At 62.4% G+C, this 18,979-nt stretch carries 20 protein-coding genes; 9 read left to right on the top strand and 11 right to left on the bottom strand.

From position 1 onward, the window contains the following. The first annotated feature begins 78 nt into the window (after positions 1-78). The 5 genes from urtB to NKH42_RS21760 all read left to right on the top strand — a co-directional run bounded on the left by urtB (position 79) and on the right by NKH42_RS21760 (position 4,862). Positions 79-1,695 (top strand): urea ABC transporter permease subunit UrtB, encoded by a 1,617-nt coding sequence (gene urtB, locus NKH42_RS21780; RefSeq protein ID WP_352507868.1) that lies wholly within the window; start codon positions 79-81, stop codon positions 1,693-1,695. Further along, positions 1,692-2,924 carry an urea ABC transporter permease subunit UrtC gene (urtC, locus tag NKH42_RS21775; protein WP_352688273.1) on the top strand — a complete coding sequence of 411 codons (1,233 nt, stop codon included), beginning with the start codon at positions 1,692-1,694 and terminating at the stop codon, positions 2,922-2,924. The genes urtB and urtC overlap by 4 nt, the downstream gene beginning before the upstream one ends. A gap of 7 nt (positions 2,925-2,931) precedes the next feature. Further along, positions 2,932-3,678 (top strand): urea ABC transporter ATP-binding protein UrtD, encoded by a 747-nt coding sequence (urtD, locus tag NKH42_RS21770; RefSeq protein WP_352478979.1) that lies wholly within the window; start codon positions 2,932-2,934, stop codon positions 3,676-3,678. Between the two features lie 70 nt (positions 3,679-3,748). Continuing rightward, on the top strand, positions 3,749-4,444 hold the full coding sequence (urtE, locus tag NKH42_RS21765) for an urea ABC transporter ATP-binding subunit UrtE (protein ID WP_352688276.1): 696 nt from the start codon (positions 3,749-3,751) through the stop codon (positions 4,442-4,444). Positions 4,445-4,661: 217 nt separating this feature from the next. Continuing rightward, on the top strand, positions 4,662-4,862 hold the full coding sequence (locus NKH42_RS21760; protein WP_352507871.1) for a hypothetical protein: 201 nt from the start codon (positions 4,662-4,664) through the stop codon (positions 4,860-4,862). 43 nt (positions 4,863-4,905) lie between these two features. Here the strand turns inward: NKH42_RS21760 and NKH42_RS21755 are convergent, their stop codons facing one another. From NKH42_RS21755 to NKH42_RS21715, 9 genes are all read right to left on the bottom strand, one after another. Continuing rightward, positions 4,906-5,712 (bottom strand): DUF72 domain-containing protein, encoded by an 807-nt coding sequence (locus NKH42_RS21755; protein WP_352507872.1) that lies wholly within the window; start codon positions 5,710-5,712, stop codon positions 4,906-4,908. Between the two features lie 28 nt (positions 5,713-5,740). Beyond that, positions 5,741-6,211 (bottom strand): GNAT family N-acetyltransferase, encoded by a 471-nt coding sequence (locus NKH42_RS21750; RefSeq protein ID WP_502896224.1) that lies wholly within the window; start codon positions 6,209-6,211, stop codon positions 5,741-5,743. After that, the gene (locus NKH42_RS21745; protein WP_352507874.1) at positions 6,208-6,618 is read right to left on the bottom strand and encodes a DUF302 domain-containing protein; all 411 of its coding nucleotides are present in this window, start codon (positions 6,616-6,618) and stop codon (positions 6,208-6,210) included. Before NKH42_RS21745 ends, NKH42_RS21750 begins: the two co-directional genes overlap by 4 nt. Continuing rightward, positions 6,618-9,539 (bottom strand): excinuclease ABC subunit UvrA, encoded by a 2,922-nt coding sequence (gene uvrA, locus NKH42_RS21740; RefSeq protein WP_352507875.1) that lies wholly within the window; start codon positions 9,537-9,539, stop codon positions 6,618-6,620. The genes NKH42_RS21745 and uvrA overlap by 1 nt, the downstream gene beginning before the upstream one ends. 705 nt (positions 9,540-10,244) lie before the next feature. Next, entirely contained in the window at positions 10,245-10,541 is a 297-nt protein-coding gene (locus NKH42_RS21735; protein ID WP_352479042.1) for a hypothetical protein, read from the bottom strand. A 98-nt stretch (positions 10,542-10,639) separates the two neighbouring features. Continuing rightward, positions 10,640-11,245, bottom strand: coding sequence for an ATP-dependent Clp protease proteolytic subunit (locus NKH42_RS21730; RefSeq protein ID WP_254817374.1), 606 nt, complete (start codon positions 11,243-11,245; stop codon positions 10,640-10,642). Positions 11,246-11,270: 25 nt separating this feature from the next. Beyond that, positions 11,271-11,795 (bottom strand): SRPBCC family protein, encoded by a 525-nt coding sequence (locus tag NKH42_RS21725; RefSeq protein ID WP_352507876.1) that lies wholly within the window; start codon positions 11,793-11,795, stop codon positions 11,271-11,273. Next, the gene (locus tag NKH42_RS21720) at positions 11,792-12,106 is read right to left on the bottom strand and encodes an ArsR/SmtB family transcription factor (protein WP_352478973.1); all 315 of its coding nucleotides are present in this window, start codon (positions 12,104-12,106) and stop codon (positions 11,792-11,794) included. Before NKH42_RS21720 ends, NKH42_RS21725 begins: the two co-directional genes overlap by 4 nt. Before the next feature lie 81 nt (positions 12,107-12,187). After that, a complete protein-coding gene (locus NKH42_RS21715) occupies positions 12,188-12,514 on the bottom strand; it encodes a cupin domain-containing protein (RefSeq protein WP_352752758.1) in 327 nt (108 codons plus the stop codon). 274 nt (positions 12,515-12,788) lie between these two features. Here NKH42_RS21715 and NKH42_RS21710 point away from each other — a divergent pair, with 274 nt between their 5' ends. Together NKH42_RS21710 and NKH42_RS21705 are read left to right on the top strand one after the other, a co-directional pair. Next, positions 12,789-13,301, top strand: a complete 513-nt coding sequence (locus tag NKH42_RS21710; protein WP_352448761.1) for a single-stranded DNA-binding protein — start codon at positions 12,789-12,791, stop codon at positions 13,299-13,301. Positions 13,302-13,424: 123 nt separating this feature from the next. Then, on the top strand, positions 13,425-13,850 hold the full coding sequence (locus NKH42_RS21705; protein ID WP_352507877.1) for an OsmC family protein: 426 nt from the start codon (positions 13,425-13,427) through the stop codon (positions 13,848-13,850). Between the two features lie 8 nt (positions 13,851-13,858). On the opposite strand, the gene NKH42_RS21700 is transcribed toward NKH42_RS21705, so the two are convergent. Next, entirely contained in the window at positions 13,859-14,488 is a 630-nt protein-coding gene (locus NKH42_RS21700) for a MarC family protein (RefSeq protein WP_254817370.1), read from the bottom strand. 74 nt (positions 14,489-14,562) lie between these two features. Then, entirely contained in the window at positions 14,563-15,093 is a 531-nt protein-coding gene (locus NKH42_RS21695; RefSeq protein ID WP_352507878.1) for a hypothetical protein, read from the bottom strand. A gap of 86 nt (positions 15,094-15,179) precedes the next feature. Between NKH42_RS21695 and NKH42_RS21690 the strand changes: the two genes are divergently transcribed. Then, a complete protein-coding gene (locus NKH42_RS21690) occupies positions 15,180-16,007 on the top strand; it encodes a helix-turn-helix transcriptional regulator (protein WP_352507879.1) in 828 nt (275 codons plus the stop codon). A gap of 148 nt (positions 16,008-16,155) precedes the next feature. Further along, on the top strand, positions 16,156-18,963 hold the full coding sequence (gene gyrA, locus NKH42_RS21685; RefSeq protein ID WP_352507880.1) for a DNA gyrase subunit A: 2,808 nt from the start codon (positions 16,156-16,158) through the stop codon (positions 18,961-18,963). The last annotated feature ends 16 nt before the right edge of the window (positions 18,964-18,979 follow it).

Here is an 18,979-nt window from a genome sequence, read left to right as displayed (position 1 = left end):
CCGCAAAAGCCTCCGGGCGGGCTCGTCCTCCAGCCTGCCCGGAGGCGACATTCAACCTCCAAGAGCCACCAGAAACCGATGATCCTGATCCGCGCGATTGGCTTGATGCTGCTCCTCCTTCTGGGAATGCTGCTGCCGTCGAACGCCAGCGAATCCGATCTGCGCGCGGTCGTCGCCAAACTCGCCACCGCCTCCAATTTTTCAGCGATCGAAGCCATCGTGCGCGAGCTTGCGGCAACCGGCGACACAGCCGTCGAACGGCCGCTTGCCGCGCTTGCGGAGGGCAGCCTTTACGTCCGCAAGGCCGATTCAGTAGTCTTTGTCGGCAAGGAGAGCGGCGACAGCATCGAACTGCTCGATGCGCTCACCGGCGAAAAGTCTGGCGAAGCAGCCAAGGCCGACATCACCAAGATCAAGGTCAACAACACGCTGCGCCGCGTCATCCGCGACGCGCTGGGCACGCTGACGCTGGGCTCCAAGGATCCGGCGGTGCGCATTGCCGCCGCCGACACCATGTTCAAGACGCCGGACGCGGCAAACATCGAGCCGCTCGACACCGCGATCGCCAATGAGAGCGCGGCAAGCGTCAAGGCGCTGCTCGAACAGGCCCACGCCGCGTCGGTTCTCGTTTCAGACAGGCCGGAGGCCGACAAATTGGCGGCGATAGCGCTCATCGGTGCGCGCGGCGACCGGGATGCGGTGTCGCTGCTCACGTCGGTGGAGGCCAGTTCCGAAGGTGCGGTGAAGGACGCGGCGACTGCGGCGATATCCAACATCAATTCGACGCTGGCGCTGTGGGACGCCGGCCAGAATATCTGGTACGGCATATCGCTCGGATCGGTGCTGCTGCTGGCGGCGATCGGCCTTGCCATCACTTTCGGCGTCATGGGCGTCATCAACATGGCGCATGGCGAGATGGTCATGCTGGGCGCCTACACGACCTTCGTCGTGCAGGAGGTTATCCGCAATTCCTTTCCCGGCCTGTTCGACTGGTCGCTGGTCATCGCCCTGCCGCTGGCCTTCCTGGTGGCGGCGCTCGTCGGCCTTATCATAGAGCGCGGGCTGATCCGCTTCCTCTATGGCCGGCCGTTGGAGACCCTGCTAGCGACATGGGGTGTCTCGCTGATCCTGCAGCAGGCCGTGCGCACCATCTTCGGGCCGACCAACCAGGAGGTCGGCAACCCATCCTGGATGTCAGGTTCGTTCGCGATCGGCCAGCTTTCGGTCACCTGGAACCGGCTCTGGATCCTGGCTTTTGCGCTCGGCGTCTTCGCTGTGCTGCTTTACGTGATGAAACGCACGCCCTGGGGGCTGCAGATGCGTGCCGTCACGGCCAATCGCCGGATGGCCGCCTCTATGGGCATCAGGACGCCGTGGGTCGATGCCCTGACCTTTGCATTGGGGTCCGGCATTGCCGGCATCGCCGGCGTCGCGCTCAGCCAGATCGACAATGTCTCGCCCAATCTCGGCCGCGGCTACATCATCGACAGCTTCATGGTCGTCGTCTTCGGCGGCGTCGGCAATCTCTGGGGCACGCTGGTCGGCGCCTTCTCGCTCGGCATTGTCAACAAATTCCTCGAACCGTATGCCGGAGCGGTGCTCGGCAAGATCGTCGTTCTGGTGCTGATCATTCTGTTCATCCAGAAACGCCCGCGCGGCCTGTTCGCGCTCAAGGGCAGGTCGGTGGAAGCATGATCACGCGACGCTTCTTTGCCGCCGGCGCCGACCGCCGCGTCGCCATCACCATCTTCATCCTGCTGGCGGTTGCGATCGTCGTGCCGCTGCTCAATCTTGCGGTCTCGCCGACAAGTGCGTTTTACGTGCCGTCCTATATCGTCGCGCTCACCGGCAAATATCTCTGCTATGCGCTGCTCGCCTTGGCCCTCGATCTCGTCTGGGGCTATTGCGGCATCCTCTCGCTCGGCCACGGCGCCTTCTTCGCACTCGGCGGCTATGCGATGGGCATGTATCTGATGCGCCAGATCGGCTCGCGCGGCGTCTACGGCAATCCGCTGCTGCCGGACTTCATGGTGTTCCTGAACTACAAGGAACTGCCGTGGTTCTGGTACGGTTTCGACCATTTCTGGTTTGCCGCAATCATGGTGCTTGCAGTACCCGGCCTGCTCGCCTTCGTCTTCGGCTGGTTTGCCTTCCGCAGTCGCGTCACCGGCGTCTATCTGTCGATCATCACCCAGGCGATGACCTATGCGCTGCTGCTTGCCTTTTTCCGAAACGACATGGGTTTCGGCGGCAATAACGGCCTGACCGACTTCAAGGATATTCTAGGCTTCAACGTGCAGGCCGACATGACACGCTCGGCGCTGTTCGCGGCTAGCGCCGTCATGCTGGCGCTCGCCGTCTTCGTCACCTGGGCAATCGTCGGTTCCAAATACGGCAAGCTTTTGATGGCGGTGCGCGACGCCGAAAGCCGCACGCGCTTTCTCGGCTGGCGGGCGGAGAACGTCAAACTGTTCGCCTTCACCGTGTCGGCGGTGATGGCCGGCATCGCCGGTGCGCTTTACGTACCGCAGGTCGGCATCATCAACCCTGGCGAATTCGAGCCGTCCAATTCGATCGAGGTGGTGGTGTGGGCGGCCGTCGGCGGGCGCGGCACCATCGTCGGGCCGATCATCGGCGCGCTTTTGGTCAATGCCGGTAAATCCTGGTTCACCGGCGTGCTGCCTGAATTCTGGTTGTTTGCGCTGGGCGGACTGTTTGTCGCCGTCACGCTGTTCCTGCCCAAGGGCATCATCGGCATGTGGGATTCCTGGCGCGGCAACGCCAAGGCGTTGCGGGCGGCCTCGGTTGCCGAGGAAGCCGGGATCGATCCCGATGCGCCGGTGCCGCCGAAAACCGACCGTTCGGCGGCGAGAAGGCCGGGCGACTGGTCGGCCTCCAGCGCCGAACCGCAGCCGGCGGAGTGATGGTCTGATGTCGAAGAGCAACACCATCCTCTATCTCGACGGCGTTTCGGTTTCCTTTGACGGTTTTCGCGCCATCAACAACCTTTCGCTGGTGCTCGACAAAGGCGAGATGCGGGCGATCATCGGCCCCAACGGCGCCGGAAAGACGACGATGATGGACATCGTCACCGGCAAGACGCGGCCCGATGCGGGCGAGGTTTTCTTCAACGGTGAGGTCGATCTGACCAAACACGACGAGGCCGAAATCGCCATGATGGGCATCGGCCGTAAATTCCAGAAGCCGACCGTCTTTGAAAGCCACACGATCGAGGACAATCTGATGCTGGCGCTGAAAGGCCCGCGCTCGATCTTCCCGGCACTGTTCCATCGTCGCTCGGCCGCGGAAGTGCGGCAGATCGACGACATCCTCGGCATCATCCGGCTTGGCGACAAGCGCGACGAACTCGCCGCCAATCTGAGCCACGGCCAAAAGCAATGGCTCGAGATCGGCATGCTTCTGGCGCAGGATCCGCTGCTGCTGCTGGTCGATGAGCCGGTTGCCGGCATGACCGACGCCGAGACCGAGGAAACCGCGCGGCTGCTCAGGGATATCGCGCGCGACCATTCGGTCATCGTCGTCGAGCACGACATGCATTTCGTGCGCGAGCTCGGCGTCAAGGTTACCTGCCTGCACGAAGGCTCGGTGCTTTCCGAGGGCAGCCTCGACTTCGTTTCGGCCGACGAGCGCGTCGTCGAAGTCTACCTGGGGAGATGATCATGGTCTGGCGCGTTCCGTTCCATCATTTCGACCTTTCGTTCTTCACGCGTTGGAGAAAGCGCTGACCATGCTCGAAGTCTCCAATGCCACGCTGCATTACGGCGCCGCTCAGGCGCTGCGCGGTGTCTCGCTGACAGCCCGCGCCGGCAAGATCACCTGCGTGCTCGGTCGCAACGGCGTCGGCAAGACCAGTTTGATGAGATCGATCGTCGGCCATCATCGGCTGACGAGCGGAAGCGTTGCCTTCGAGGGGAAGGCGCTCGACCGGAGCGCGGCGTATGATCGCGCCCGGTCGGGCATCGCATTCGTGCCGCAGGGCAGGGAGATATTTCCGCTGCTTACGGTGCGGGAAAACCTCGAATCTGGCTTCGCGCCGCTGAAGCGCGCCGACCGCAACATTCCCGGTCACGTCTTCGAATTGTTTCCGGTGCTGAAGCAGATGCTCGCGCGCCGAGGCGGTGATCTTTCCGGCGGCCAGCAGCAGCAGCTTGCCATCGGTAGGGCACTGGTGATGCGGCCTAAACTGCTGGTGCTCGACGAGCCGACCGAAGGCATCCAGCCGTCGATCATCAAGGATATCGGCCGCGCCATCCGCTATCTGCGCGACCAGGCCGGCATCCCCGTGCTCCTGGTCGAACAGTATCTCGACTTCTGCCGGGAATTGGCCGACGAGGTCAACATCATGGACCGTGGCCAGATCGTTCATACCGGCTCGGCCGAGGATCTCGACCGGGCGGACGTCCGCAAATTCCTGACCGTCTGAATTCTTATTGATTCTATTACTTTGCAACTCTGGCGCGCTGCAGATTGCGTGCTAGATTTTGCTTGGCCTTGGTGAGTCGGCCGCTTTCCGTACCAGTTTCAACTTGGCAGATCAGGGGAAGGCGCGGATGCGTCGGCACGCTTGCGCGCAAGCCCTTCCCCTTCGAGCGATCTGTTGTCGTCCAACATTTCGGGTGCTTGGGAGCCAGGGCCAGTCAATGGAGTGCTATGTCGAGGACTATCAGAAACGACGGCTCACGGAGCGCGTCGACATCCTGACAGCCATCAACATTCTGAAATCGCAGGGGTATGACCACGACGAACTCATCGCGGAGATCACCAAGGTCTTCTATGTCGATCTCGATGCTTTCAATGAGATCGTCAGGGTTGATCGGCGTCCGGACGAACGCGCCGCATAGCCGGTAGTTTAGGACCAAGCCAGGCGGACCACCGACAGCGGCGTCAGCCTGCGACCCGCTTCATCAGGGCGATGGCGCCGAATGGAGCGCGGACCTTGCCCTCTGTGATGAAGTAGACGAACACATCGCGTGGCTTGACCGGCGCGTCGGTTGAAGGATCGGCACGCGACAGGTCGACCGGCACCTTGCCTTCCGCCCAGGTGTTTGCGCGCGCCGCCCATTCGTCGAGCGCCTTTGGCGTGTAGCAATCGGGATTGTCGTCGCTGCCGGTCTGCAGCCGCGCATAGATGAAATCGCCGGTAACGTCGCCAATCCCAGGATATTTGGCGTGGTCGGCATAGACGATGGCGGCCTTGTGCTTTCGCGCCAAGGCGGCGAACTCCGGCACGACGAAGCTGTCGTTGCGCACCTCGACCGCGTGGCGCAGCGCAACGCCGTCCTGCTTTTCCGGCAACAGCTTGAGGAAGGCCTCGAAATCGTCCGGGTCGAATTTCTTGGTCGGCGCGAACTGCCACAGGATCGGCCCGAGCTTGTCGCCAAGTGCGGCGACGCCCGACCCGAGGAAGCGCATGATCGATTCCCCGGCCTCGCCGAGCACGCGGCGGTTGGTGACAAAGCGGTTGCCCTTCAGCGAATAGACGAAACCATCCGGCACCTCGTTGGCCCATTTGACGAAGGTCGGCTCCTTGAAGCTCGAATAATAGGTGCCGTTGACCTCGATGGTGGGCACCTGCCGGCTGGCATAATGCAGTTGCTTGGCCTTCGACAATTTGTCCGGGTAGAAGGACGTGTCCCACGGCTCGAAGGTCCAGCCGCCCATGCCGGCGCGGATTGTTCCTGATTGAGTCATGGTCGTCCTCCCGGTTTGCAGAAAAGGATCACGCGATGGCGGTCGTCTCGACGGCTTTCGCCATGTCGACGACCGTCCATCCTGGCCGATATGGATTGGGCCGGCGACCCGTTTCGCGAAAGCCGTAGGCCTTATACAACGAAACGTTCCGTTCCATTCTGGCATTGGTGTAGAGTCGGATCTCAGGCAAGCTCCACAAGCGCGTCTGTTGCTCGGCCCAGTCGAGCAGCCCGATGCCGAAACCCTTGCCCTGAAAGGCTGGCGCAACGGCAACGCTGAAGATCATTGTATGGTCCGCATTTCGTTCGAGAACGATCAAGCCGGCCGGCTGTCCATTCTGCTCCAAAAGCCAGACCTCGCCGCGTTGGATGCGCGGCGCATAGTCCTGTGTGACGGGGATCGGCGGCGCTCCGAACAGGGCAGTGTAGGGCGCGTAGGCGTCGGTGGTGAGCGAAATCACCGTGGAGAGATCATCGGCCCGAGCGGCTCTCGTCATCAAAACTGGCCCGCGCCGGCAGCGGCCGCAATCACCTTGTCCATGCCGTCGGCGATCGCAGCGACGGCATTGCGACTGGCGTCGCCCAAGCCGTGGCGCTCAGCGAGCCAGTGCGCGTCATTGTAGGAGAGCCAGACCTTGCCTTGCCCGTCCTCCCAAGCCAGTGCCTTGACCGGCAAATCGATGCCGGCAAGCTGCCGGTCCTGCATCAGTGGCGTACCGCCTTTCGGATTGCCGAAAATCAGGAGCTGGGTTGGACGCAGTGATGTTTCGACGCTGCGCGCACCAGCGGCGTGATCAATGCGGGCGAAGACCAGCAATCCTGCACGTTCGACAGTTTCGACCAGGCGATCGATGGTTTCGGTCACGCCGAAGCGGCTTTGGACCGTGATGAGACCGTTCTTTGCCATCACTCCGCCGCTTCGCGCTTGCCTCCGGGGCGCCGCTCCAGCAATTCCCTCAGGAACTGCCCGGTATAGCTGCGTTTTTCGCGGACGATGTCCTCCGGCGTGCCGGACGCCACCAGCTCGCCGCCGCCGTCACCACCTTCGGGGCCAAGATCGAGAACCCAGTCAGCGGTCTTGATCACCTCTAGATTGTGCTCGATGACGACGACCGTGTTGCCCTGGTCGACCAGCTCGTGCAGCACTTCAAGCAACTTGGCGACGTCGTGGAAATGCAGGCCGGTGGTTGGCTCATCGAGAATGTAGAGCGTCTTGCCGGTCGCCTTGCGCGACAGTTCCTTGGCAAGCTTGATGCGCTGCGCCTCGCCGCCCGACAAGGTCGTTGCCTGCTGGCCAACATGGATGTAGCCGAGGCCGACCCGTTTGAGTGTCTCCAGCTTGTCGCGCACGCCGGGCACGGCGGCGAAGAAATCGACGCCTTCCTCGACCGTCATGTCGAGAACGTCGGCGATCGACTTGCCCTTGAACAGGACGTCCAGTGTCTCGCGGTTGTAACGCTTGCCGTGGCAGATGTCGCAGGTGACGTAGACGTCGGGCAGGAAGTGCATCTCGATTTTGATGACGCCGTCGCCCTGGCAGGCCTCGCAGCGGCCGCCCTTGACGTTGAACGAGAAGCGGCCCGGCTGGTAGCCGCGCGCCTTCGACTCCGGCAAGCCGGCGAACCAGTCGCGGATCGGCGTGAAGGCGCCGGTATAGGTGGCGGGGTTGGAGCGCGGGGTGCGCCCGATCGGCGACTGGTCGATGTCGATGACCTTGTCGAGGAATTCGAGCCCCTCGATGCGGTCGTGCTCGGCCGGATGCTCGCGCGAGCCCATGATGCGGCGCGACGCCGCCTTGAACAGGGTCTCGATCAGGAAGGTCGACTTGCCGCCGCCGGACACGCCGGTGACGGCGGTAAAAGTGCCGAGCGGGATTTCAGCGGTGACGTTCTTCAGATTGTTGCCGCGCGCGCCGACGACCTTCAGCCGGCGGCTCTTCTTGGCCTCGCGCCGCACTGCCGGTGTCGCCACTTCGAGCTCGCCCGACAGATATTTGCCGGTGATCGAAGCGGGCGTCGCCATGATCTGCTGCGGCGTGCCCTGGGCGATGATGTGGCCGCCATGAATGCCGGCGGCCGGGCCGATATCGACGACATAGTCGGCGTGCAGGATGGCGTCCTCGTCATGCTCGACGACGATCACTGTGTTGCCGATGTCGCGCAGATGCTTCAGCGTATCGAGCAGGCGGGCATTGTCGCGCTGGTGCAGACCGATCGACGGCTCGTCCAGCACGTAAAGTACGCCGGTCAGGCCGGAGCCGATCTGCGAGGCAAGACGGATGCGCTGGCTCTCGCCGCCTGACAGCGTGCCGGAGTTGCGCGACAGCGTCAGATAATCGAGCCCGACATCGTTGAGGAAGCGCAGCCGCTCGCGGATTTCCTTGAGCACGCGCACCGCAATCTCGTTCTGCTTGTCGTTGAGCGAAGCGGGCAGATCGGTGAACCACTGGTCGGCCTTGCGGATCGACAGCTCGGTGACCTCGCCAATGTGCTTGCCGGCGATCTTGACCGCGAGCGCCTCGGGCTTCAGCCGATAGCCGCGGCAGGCCGGGCAGGGCGTGGCCGACATGAAGCGCTCGATCTCCTCGCGCATCCAGGCGGATTCGGTTTCCTTCCAGCGGCGCTCGAGGTTGGGGATGACGCCCTCGAAGGTCTTGGTCGTCTTGTAGGAGCGCAGGCCGTCATCGTAGTGGAAGGTGATTTCGCGCTCGCCGGTGCCGTGCAGGATGGCTTGCTTTGCCTCTTCGCTCAGATCCTTGAACTTGTCGCCGAGCTTGAAGCCGTAGGCAACGCCCAGCGCTTCCAGCGTTTGCGCATAATAGGGCGACGTCGATTTCGCCCAAGGGCTGACGGCGCCGGCGCGCAGCGAGACATTCTCGTCGGGCACGACCAGGCTGGCATCGATGGCGCGTTGGCTGCCGAGCCCATCGCAGGTCGGGCACGCGCCGAACGGATTGTTGAAGGAGAACAGCCTGGGCTCGATCTCGGGAATGGTAAAGCCGGACACCGGGCAGGCGAACTTTTCCGAGAACAGCATGCGTTCATGCGTCTCGTTCTTCGATTTGTTGACCGAATCCTCGCCGGTCTGGCTGGCGTCGAGCGGCCTGTCGGCAAATTCCGCTACCGCCAGTCCGTCTGCAAGCTTCAGCGCGGTCTCGATGGAATCGGCGAGCCGCGTCGCCAGATCGCCGCGCACGACGATGCGGTCGACGACAACGTCGATGTCATGCTTGTACTTCTTGTCCAGCGCGGGCACGTCGGCGATCTCGTAGAAGACGCCATCGACCTTGACGCGCTGAAAACCCTTCTTCTGCAGCTCCAGCAGTTCCTTGCGGTACTCGCCTTTGCGGCCGCGCACCATCGGCGCCAGGATGAACAGCCGGGTGCCTTCCTCGACTGCAAGCACCCGGTCGACCATCTGCGAGACCGTCTGGCTCTCGATCGGCAGGCCGGTGGCCGGCGAATAAGGTACACCGACGCGGGCGAACAAAAGCCGCATATAATCGTAGATCTCGGTGACGGTGCCGACAGTCGAACGTGGGTTCTTCGAGGTGGTCTTCTGCTCGATGGAGATGGCTGGCGACAGGCCGTCGATCTGGTCGACGTCCGGCTTCTGCATCATTTCGAGGAATTGTCGTGCATAGGCCGAAAGGCTCTCGACATAGCGGCGCTGGCCCTCGGCATAGATCGTGTCGAAGGCAAGCGACGACTTGCCTGACCCCGACAGCCCGGTCATGACGATCAGGCTGTCACGCGGCAGGTCGAGATCGACATTCTTCAGATTGTGTTCGCGTGCCCCGCGAATGGAGAGATATTTATGGTCGGCCATCGCCGGTCGCCGCCTCAGAATCTGGAATTCGTGGGATGGGCGGGTTTTCCCGACCATCCCCTATGTAGGTAATTTCGCCGCCTTTTCGAGAGACGCCACAACTCTCGACCAAAGCGTTTAACCGCCTTTCGCGCGAACGGGCAAGCGGAAAGAACAAAGGCCGAACACGCTCCTGACAAAAGCTGCCCGTGCGGCTGGGTTCACCCGGGGTTCACAAAGCGTCTCGCGATCACATTTTTCGGTAATCGGCCATTCAAGGTTGACGTCCATCTGTCACGGGGGCAGACTCCAAACGTCAACGAAGCCGGCCGTCTTTCGATGGCCTCGCGGCCTGGGGCTAGCCTGCGAGACGCCGCGGGTTATGCGATGAGCGCTTCGACGACAGTCGCAACGAACAGAAGGAGAGCAGAGGCATGACTCCACCGGACAGTTCCTTGAGGCTCCACGTGTCGCTGGAGCCGCGGCAGGTATAAGTGGCTAGGCCAAGCGTTTTGCGCTACCTGCCAACGTTGACCTGCCGATCCCCACAACAATCAGAGACTGCTAGTCGGATCGTCGGCTGAACGCCGCGAAGCATCCGAAATAAAAAGCCGGCAGTACACTCCCGGCAATTTGGATTTTAGATCCAAGAAGCCCCGTCAATTGCACAAGCAATGACGGGGCTGTTCGTTTGAAGGGCACATTTGTGGTGCATGCCAGGCGAACTTACCGGCTGGGGGGCCTGATTCCGCCGGTAGCGACATCGATGGTTATGCTGCCGGAAATCCGAACGTCGGTATCGCCGATCTTGAACGTGCCGTTGCCGCTGCTTGGAACCGCGTCGTCGGGCTCAGGCTGCGGCCCTGGCTCGGCGATGCGATAGTCGCTGGTCACGCCGGGCAGGGCGCCCTTTTGCGAAGACGTCGAATTATCTTGGGCAAATGCCATGTCCACCAGCATGTTCGTGCCGGCCACAGTAGCGATAGCAAGGCACAACAGGCTGGATGAACGGCTGGCGGTCATCGCCGGACTATAGTGCCGTGATGGCGGCAAGACCAGACCGATGGCGCTGAAATTGCGGGCGCTCAATCGCGTCGGTTGCGTCCGCCGGCCCTGCTCGTTCATGCGGCCTGCTTGCGGGTGTCGAAAACATGGTCGACGAGTCCCCAATCCTTGGCCTCCTGGGCGGTCATGAAAAAGTCGCGGTCGAGCGTGCGTTCCACTTCTTCGTAGGTGCGGCCGCAATGATGGGCGTAAAGATCGGTCATGCGCCGCTTGGTGCGAAGGATGCCCTCGGCATGGCGCTGGATATCGGAGGCTTGGCCTTGGAAACCGCCGAGAGGCTGATGCAGCACGATGCTGGTGTTGGGTAGCGCGATACGCCGCCCTGGCGTGCCCGCCATCAGGAGAAACGAGGCCATCGAGGCGGCGAAGCCCATACAAACGGTGGAGACCGGGCAGCTGATATACTGCATCGTATCGTAGATGGCGAAACCGCTGGTCACCACGCCACCCGGCGAGTTGATGTAGAGCGAGACCTCCTTGTCGGGATTGTCGGATTCCAGCGACAGAAGCTGGGCGCAGACCAGCGCCGAGGTGCCGTCGTCGATCGGCCCGTTGATGAAGACGATGCGCTCGCGCAGCAGCCGCGAAAATATATCGAAGGCACGTTCGCCGCGACTCGACTGCTCGATCACCATCGGCACCAAATTGGCAAGGCCGCTCATCGTTATCTCCTTTGACTGTCGTCGTTCAGGCCGCGCGCATAAAGAGGCGCGCGGTGTTTGCGGCGATCTGCTTGTACTTGGGAGTACGCGCTTCAAACGAAAGTCGGCAACCGGCGCCTGCCATGGCGATCTCCGGCACTGCTGCCCGAGCAAAACCATCATGGACGATGCGCAGATGCGTGCCGCCGGAAACGGTGCGGTCGAGCGTAAAGGTGACGATGCTATCCACTGGCCTATCGTTCATTGGGCTTTCCACCGGGCTGCCGGGCGGCACCCGCGTATCGCCGGGCGCCGGCCGCTCCCGCCAGGAATAGCGCAGCAGCCGTCCGGGATCCGCGTCGAGGATTTCGCACTCGATCGGCGCATCCGGCGCTTTAAAGGCAAAGCGGTTGCCGACCTTTGGTTCAATGTCGTTTGGCATCATCCAGGCCGCGAGCAGGTCCGGCACTGTCAGCGCCCGCCACACTTTTTCCGGCGGCTCGGGCAGCTCGCACTCGAACTCGATCTTGTCTGCCGCCATTTCCGCGCGTTCTTTGCCTCGGCTGGTCATTGGTCCATGTCCTTCAAAACCGTCTTGAGCCTTTCGATGCGCTCTGGCCAGAACGCGCGGTAGCGTTCGATCCAGCCGAGCAGCGGCGCAAGCCCGTTCGGATCGGCGCGATAATAGGCATTGCGGCCGGCCCGGCGTTCGACCACGAGGCCGGCACCTCGCAGCACCGCGAGATGCTGCGATACTGCCGGCTGCGAAACCGGCATGCCATTGCGGAGTTCCGATACCGTCATCTCGCCGTCGGCGAGCCGCTCATAGACGGCGCGACGCGTTGGATCGGCCAGTGCCCGAAAAATCTCTGCTTCGATCATTCCAGAAGCATAAGTCGATACTTATCGGTTTGGCAAGTCGCGTTTTTAAGACAGGCAGTGTTTTTTGCGACGGGCGAGATTTTACAAACGCGTCGGAAGCCAGCGTCTCACCATGTCTGGCGATCCGTTAAACGTTGCCTCAAAAACTGGTGACGCGAGCACGGCATGGATATGAAGCAGTTCGGAGCCGACGTTTCGGAAGCCATGTTGCCTGTGCGCGGCAACAACAAGCGACTGTCCGGCAGTCAAGACGAGATGCTCGTCATCGATCCACATCTCGGCCCTGCCAGCGATGACGGTAAGCACTTCCTCGACCGGGTGCCAATGTGTCGGGGCGCCAACCGCGGGTTCGACCCATTGTTCAAATATGCAAAGTTGAGTTGCGCCGTTGCAGGCCGAGACATGCATGCGGGTCTTTACTCCCGTCCGCCATTCTTCTTGCGGCTGATCGTCATGCTCGACCATCTTCATTGAGTTCGCCTCGATCTCAGGGTTCGTGGAAAATTCGGCGCCAAGACCCTACTTGTTACTGACATCTATTGACAGTGCAGGACCTTTAAACTAGAACGAAAAGAGAACAAAAACCTTGTGGGAAAAGGCAGCCACGGCAGGCAGGGATTGTCCATAGCCTGTAAGGTGGAGCGACAAGGAATTTGGTTTCGGATGAGCGCGGAGAAGTGTCATGGCGGGTAGCGTCAACAAGGTCATTCTGGTGGGCAACCTCGGGGCGGACCCTGAAATCCGCCGCCTGAATTCGGGTGACCCGGTCGTCAATATCCGCATCGCGACGTCGGAAAGCTGGCGCGACAAGACATCTGGAGAGCGCAAGGAAAAGACCGAGTGGCACAATGTCGTGATTTTCAACGACCAGATCGCCAAGGTGGCCGAGCAGTATCTGAAGAAAGGCATGAAGGTCTATGTCGAGGGCCAGCTGCAGACGCGCAAATGGCAGGACCAGACCGGCAATGACCGCTATACGACTGAAATCGTGTTGCAGAAATTCCGCGGCGAGCTGCAGATGCTCGACGCACGGGGCGAGGGCGGCGGCCAGGTCGGCAACTATGCCGGTGGCGGTGCGAGCCGCGGTTCCGATTTCGGCCAGTCCGGCCCGGGCGAAAGTTTCAATCGGGGTGGCGCCAACAAGGGCGGCGGCGGTGGTTCATCGCGCGAGCTGGACGACGAAATCCCGTTCTGATTTCTCGGGGCGGACTGCCCTTGCGGCGACAAGCGCCAGCACCTTGGCCACGAAATGGCGTCCCGAAAATCTGTCTTGGATTTTCGGGACGTTGTGCGTTTGAGCGGTGAAAGGACGTATCAAGTGAAAGCAAGGGTCAAATGGGTGGAGGAGCGCACTTTTGTTGGCGAGTCCGCCAGTGGGCACAAGCTGGTGCTAGGCACGGCGTTCGGGCTGGAGGGCAAGACGCCGGGGCCGAGCCCAATGGAACTGGTGCTGATCGGCACCGGAGGCTGCTCGGCCTATGACGTGGTCCATATCCTCGAAAAGGGGCGCGAGGCGGTCGAAGATTGCGTGGTCGAACTCGATGCCGACCGTGCAGAAGCCGATCCCAGGGTGTTCACCCGCATTCACATGCATTTTGTCGTCAAGGGCCGGGCGCTGTCACACGACAAGGTGAAGCGGGCGATCGGGCTTTCGATCGAGAAATACTGCTCGGCCTCGGCAATGATGGCCAAGACTGCCGAGATTACCCATGACTTCGAAGTCATTGAAACGACAGCGAAGTAGGGCAGTTCCTAGGTCGCCATCAGCGCCTTGATGCCGTCGGCGACGAACTGTATGGCGAGCGCCGCCAGGATGACGCCGAGCAGCCGTGTCAGGATCGAACGGCCGGTTTGGCCGAGGATACGATCGATGCGCTCTGACAGCACGAACACCAGGTAGGTGATGACGAGGCAGATGGCGATGATGCCGACAAGGGCTGTCTGCGCGCCAAAACCCTGAAACGAGCTTGAGAGCAGGACGGTCGCCGAAATCGCGCCGGGACCCGCAATCAGCGGGATCGCCAGCGGAAAGGCGGCGATGTTGTGGATCATGTCCCTGGTGATGGCGACGTCGCCGATCTTCTCCTTACGGTCCTGCCGGCGCTCGAACACCATTTCGAAGGCGATGAAGAACAGCAGAAAGCCGCCGGCGACGCGGAAGGCCGGCAGGGTGATGCCGAAGACCGACAGGATCGACGCGCCGGCGATTGCGAACAATGCCATCACCAGGAAAGCGATGATCGAGGCGCGCACGGAGACCTGGTTGCGCTCCTCGCGGTTCATGCCGCGGGTCACGGCAAGGAAGAGCGGCGCCAGGCCGGGCGGATCGATCGTCACCAGTATGGTGACGAAGGCGTTGAACAGGCTGTCGAAGCTCGGCATGCTGACCCTCCCCGCCGGCAATGCCGGTTAACGGGATTGGTAGAGCAAAGCGAAGCCAGTGGAAACCGTGCGGATCAGGGGCTGGCGGTGCGGCGCGCCAGAAACTCGACTTCGAGACGCCAGGTGGCGCCGTCGTCAAACGAACGCTCGCCCAGCCAGCGGAAGGAATCTCCGGTGATCCGGGAAAAGCTCCAGCGTACCGAAGGGCCGGTGCCGTCTGCGCCTAATTGGACGATCGTGTCGCCTTCGACGCGGCCCAACTGGCGGCTGTAATACCGGTTGCGCGGGTCGCTCCAGAAGATGTGCCAGGCGTCGACGCCTGGGTCATAGACGCGCAACGTCGTGCCATAGAAGGTCCATTTGCCGAGCGAAGGGGAGGAACCAGCGTCACGAGCTGGCAGGATCCATACGTCCTGGATCGCGCGGCCTTCAAGGACCCAGCCGAAATGCACCTCGCCGCGCCCGGTCAGCACCTGACCGTCTTCGAGATGGCGCGTGGCGTCGAACGTCCAGGCGCCGACGAAGCGGCCGTAAAGGTTCAGTTTCTCGGCAAGGGCCGGTGTGGGCCCATCGCTGTGCAGGGCCTTGGCAAAGGAATTGGACATGGCTTCGCTCTCATCTTGTCAGGAGACCGGCAAGCATAGAGGCCGGCAGGGGTTCTGCGCTTGGGAAAAATTGCTATGTTTGGGCGATGACGACGAGCGCGCATAGGCTGGCGTCGGGCCGAGGCTGGCAGGTGTCGGATGTCATCTGCACCGCCAGCGCCGCCGACAGGCCATTCGAGGAGGAGCATCGGCATTTCTGCGTTGCTGCCGTAACCAGCGGCACCTTCCGCTATCGTGCCCGCCAAGGCACGGCGATGCTGGCGCCGGGCGCGCTCCTGCTCGGCAATCCCGGCACATGCTACGAGTGCGGGCACGAGCATGGCGCCGGCGACCGCTGCCTCTCCTTCCATTTCGGACCGGCCTGTATGGAGCGGATCGTCGCCGACGTGCCGGGCGCCAAGACGCTCGATTTCAGCACGCCGCGCCTGCCGCCCTTGCCGGCGCTGGTGCCGCTGCTCGCCGAAGCGGAGGCGGCGCGCGAGATGGCCGACACCGGCGCGTTCGAGGAACTCGCCCTGCGCATTGCCGGTGCCGCGGTAACAGCGGCTTGCAGCGCCACGGATCGGGGACGGACCCCGAGCCGCCGCGACCAGAAGCGTGTCGCCGAAGCGGTGCGGCGCATTGAAGTCGATGCCGACCGGCCGATCTCGCTTGCCGAACTCGCCGACGAGACCGCCACCAGCCCTTACCATTTCCTGCGCACCTTCCGGCACGTTGCCGGCATGACGCCCTACCAATTCCTGCTGAGAACGCGGCTGCACAGGGCAGCCGTGCGGCTGCGGACGTCAGATAACACAATTTCGGCGATCGCCTTTGCGGCGGGATTCAACGATCTATCAACCTTCAACCGCCGTTTCCGGCGGCTGATGGGCGAGGCGCCGGGTACTTATCGCGCCCGCCGGCGACGCCGGTGAAAGGGTGCCACGGCCATATCGTCGCAATTGGTGTATCCTTTTGAATTTGCCGCTAAAAACCACATTGGAAAACTGCCGCGATTGTTGGAGTTTCGGGCCGGCTTCCTATATAAGCACCAAGTGATTCCTGATTAGATTGTGATCCGATTTGACCGACCAGAAGACACCGCGCGGCGCCGACGGCGGCCCCACCGGCATCGAGCCGATATCCATCATCGAGGAGATGCAGCGCTCCTATCTCGATTACGCCATGAGCGTGATCGTCAGTCGCGCGCTGCCGGACGTGCGCGACGGCCTCAAGCCGGTGCATCGCCGCATCCTCTACGCCGCCTATGAGAGCGGCTATCACTGGAACCGTAAATATGTGAAATCGGCACGCCCGGTCGCCGACGTGATGGGTAAATACCATCCGCACGGCGACGCCTCTATCTACGACGCTTTGGTGCGCATGGCGCAGGACTGGTCGCTGCGCGTGCCGCTGATTGACGGGCAGGGCAATTTCGGCTCGATCGACGGCGATCCGCCGGCGGCGATGCGCTACACGGAATCGCGGCTGACCAAGGTCGCGCATGAGTTGCTGGAAGACATCGACAAGGACACCGTCGATTTCCAGGACACTTACGATGCGTCGGGCAGCGAACCGAAAGTCCTGCCGGCGCGCTTTCCGAACCTGCTGGTCAACGGCTCCGGCGGCATCGCCGTCGGCATGGCCACCAACATCCCGCCGCACAATCTGGGCGAGGTCTGCAACGGCGCCATTGCCCTCATCGACAATCCAGCGATCGATCTTCCGGCGCTGATGGAGATCATTCCGGGACCGGATTTCCCGACCGGCGGCATCGTGCTTGGCCGTTCCGGCATCTACAGCGCCTATTCGACCGGCCGCGGCTCCATCGTCATGCGCGGCCGCGTCAACATCGAGGCGCGCGGCAACGACCGTGAATCGATCGTCATCACCGAGGTTCCCTATCAGGTGAACAAAGCATCGATGATCGAGAAGATGGCCGAACTGGTGCGCGACAAGCGCATCGAGGGCATTTCCGACATTCGCGATGAGAGCGACCGCCAGGGTTACCGCGTCGTCATCGAACTGAAGCGCGACGCCGTCGCCGACGTCATCCTCAACCAGCTTTACCGCTTCACTCCGCTGCAGACGTCCTTCGGTGCCAACATGGTGGCGCTGAACGGCGGCAAGCCGGAATTGCTGACGCTCACCGACATGCTGAAGGCGTTCGTCGCCTTCCGCGAGGAGGTGATCAGCCGGCGCACGAAATTCCTGCTCCGCAAGGCGCGCGACCGCGCCCATGTGCTGGTCGGCCTTGCCATCGCTGTTGCCAATATCGATGAAGTCATCAAGCTGATCCGCAGCGCTCCGGACCCGCAGACGGCGCGCGAGCAGTTGATGGAGCGGCGCTGGCCTTCGGGCGACGTGGAATCGCTGATTCTTCTGATCGACGACCCGCGCCATCGCATCAACGAGGACGGTACCTACAATCTCTCCGAGGAGCAGGCGCGCGCCATCCTCGAACTGCGCCTGCAGCGCCTAACCGCGCTCGGCCGCGACGAGATCGCCGACGAGCTGAACACGATCGGCGACGAGATCAAGGACTACCTGGACATCCTGTCGTCCCGCGCCCGCGTCCAGCAGATCGTCAAGGACGAGCTCATCGCCGTGCGCGACGAGTTCGGCACGCCGCGCCGCACCGAGCTCGCCGAGGGCGGGGCGGACATGGAAGACGAGGACCTGATCCAGCGCGAGGACATGGTCGTCACGGTCAGCCATTCCGGCTACATCAAGCGCGTGCCGCTGTCGCTCTACCGGGCGCAGCGCCGCGGCGGCAAGGGCCGCTCCGGCATGTCGACCAAGGAAGAGGATTTCGTCACCCGGCTGTTCGTCGCCAACACGCACACGCCGGTGCTGTTCTTCTCCTCGCGTGGCATCGTCTACAAGGAAAAGGTCTGGCGCCTGCCGATCGGCAACCCGCAATCGCGCGGCAAGGCGTTGATCAATATGCTGCCGCTCGAACAGGGCGAGCGCATCACCACGATCATGCCGCTGCCGGAGGATGAGACGAGCTGGGGCGAGCTCGACGTCATGTTTGCCACCACGCGCGGCACCGTGCGTCGCAACAAGCTGTCGGACTTCGTCCAGGTCAACCGCAACGGCAAGATCGCCATGAAGCTGGACGAGGAAGGCGACGAGATCCTCGGCGTCGAGACCTGCACCGATAATGACGACGTGCTTTTGACGGCAAGTTCCGGCCAGTGCATCCGCTTCCCGGTCAGCGACGTACGCGTCTTCCAGAGCCGCAATTCGGTCGGCGTGCGCGGCATCGCCATGGCCGATGGCGACCGGGTGATCTCGATGGCGGTGATCGAGCATGTCGACGCGCCGCCGGCGGAACGTGCCGCCTACCTTAAGCGGGTGGTGGCTGAACGCCGGCTCGCCGCCGACATCGCCGCCGGTGAGGAGGAAGAAATCCAGCTTACCAACGAAGAGGTCGGCGAAGAGGCGGAGCTTTCCGACGAGCGCTACGAATTCCTCAAGGCACACGAGCAGTTCGTGCTGACGGTGACGGAATATGGCTACGGCAAGCGTTCGTCGTCGTACGATTTCCGCCTGACCGGTCGCGGCGGCAAGGGTATCCGCGCTACCGACGTTTCGAAAACGGCCGAAATCGGCCGTCTGGTGGCGACCTTCCCGGTCGGCAATGATGATCAGATCATGCTGGTTTCGGATGGCGGAACCGTCATTCGCGTCCCGGTTAACGGCATTCGTTTCGCCAGCCGCGCCACCAAGGGCGTTACGATCTTTAATACCGCAGAGGGCGAGAAGGTCGTTTCGGTGGAGCGGATTTCGGAGCCGCAGGCAGACGAAGAGATCGAAGAGAGTGTCGAGGCTGAAAGCGGCGCTGCTACCGAAGGTGGGGAGCCTGACAACAACAACGTCGAGTGAGTTGCCACGACGCCGC

It is taken from the genome of Mesorhizobium sp. M1142, from assembly GCF_040318565.1.
Lineage (GTDB): Bacteria > Pseudomonadota > Alphaproteobacteria > Rhizobiales > Rhizobiaceae > Mesorhizobium.
The sequence above is the reverse complement of the archived record's forward strand: the minus strand, read 5'-3'. Positions and strand labels throughout refer to the sequence as shown.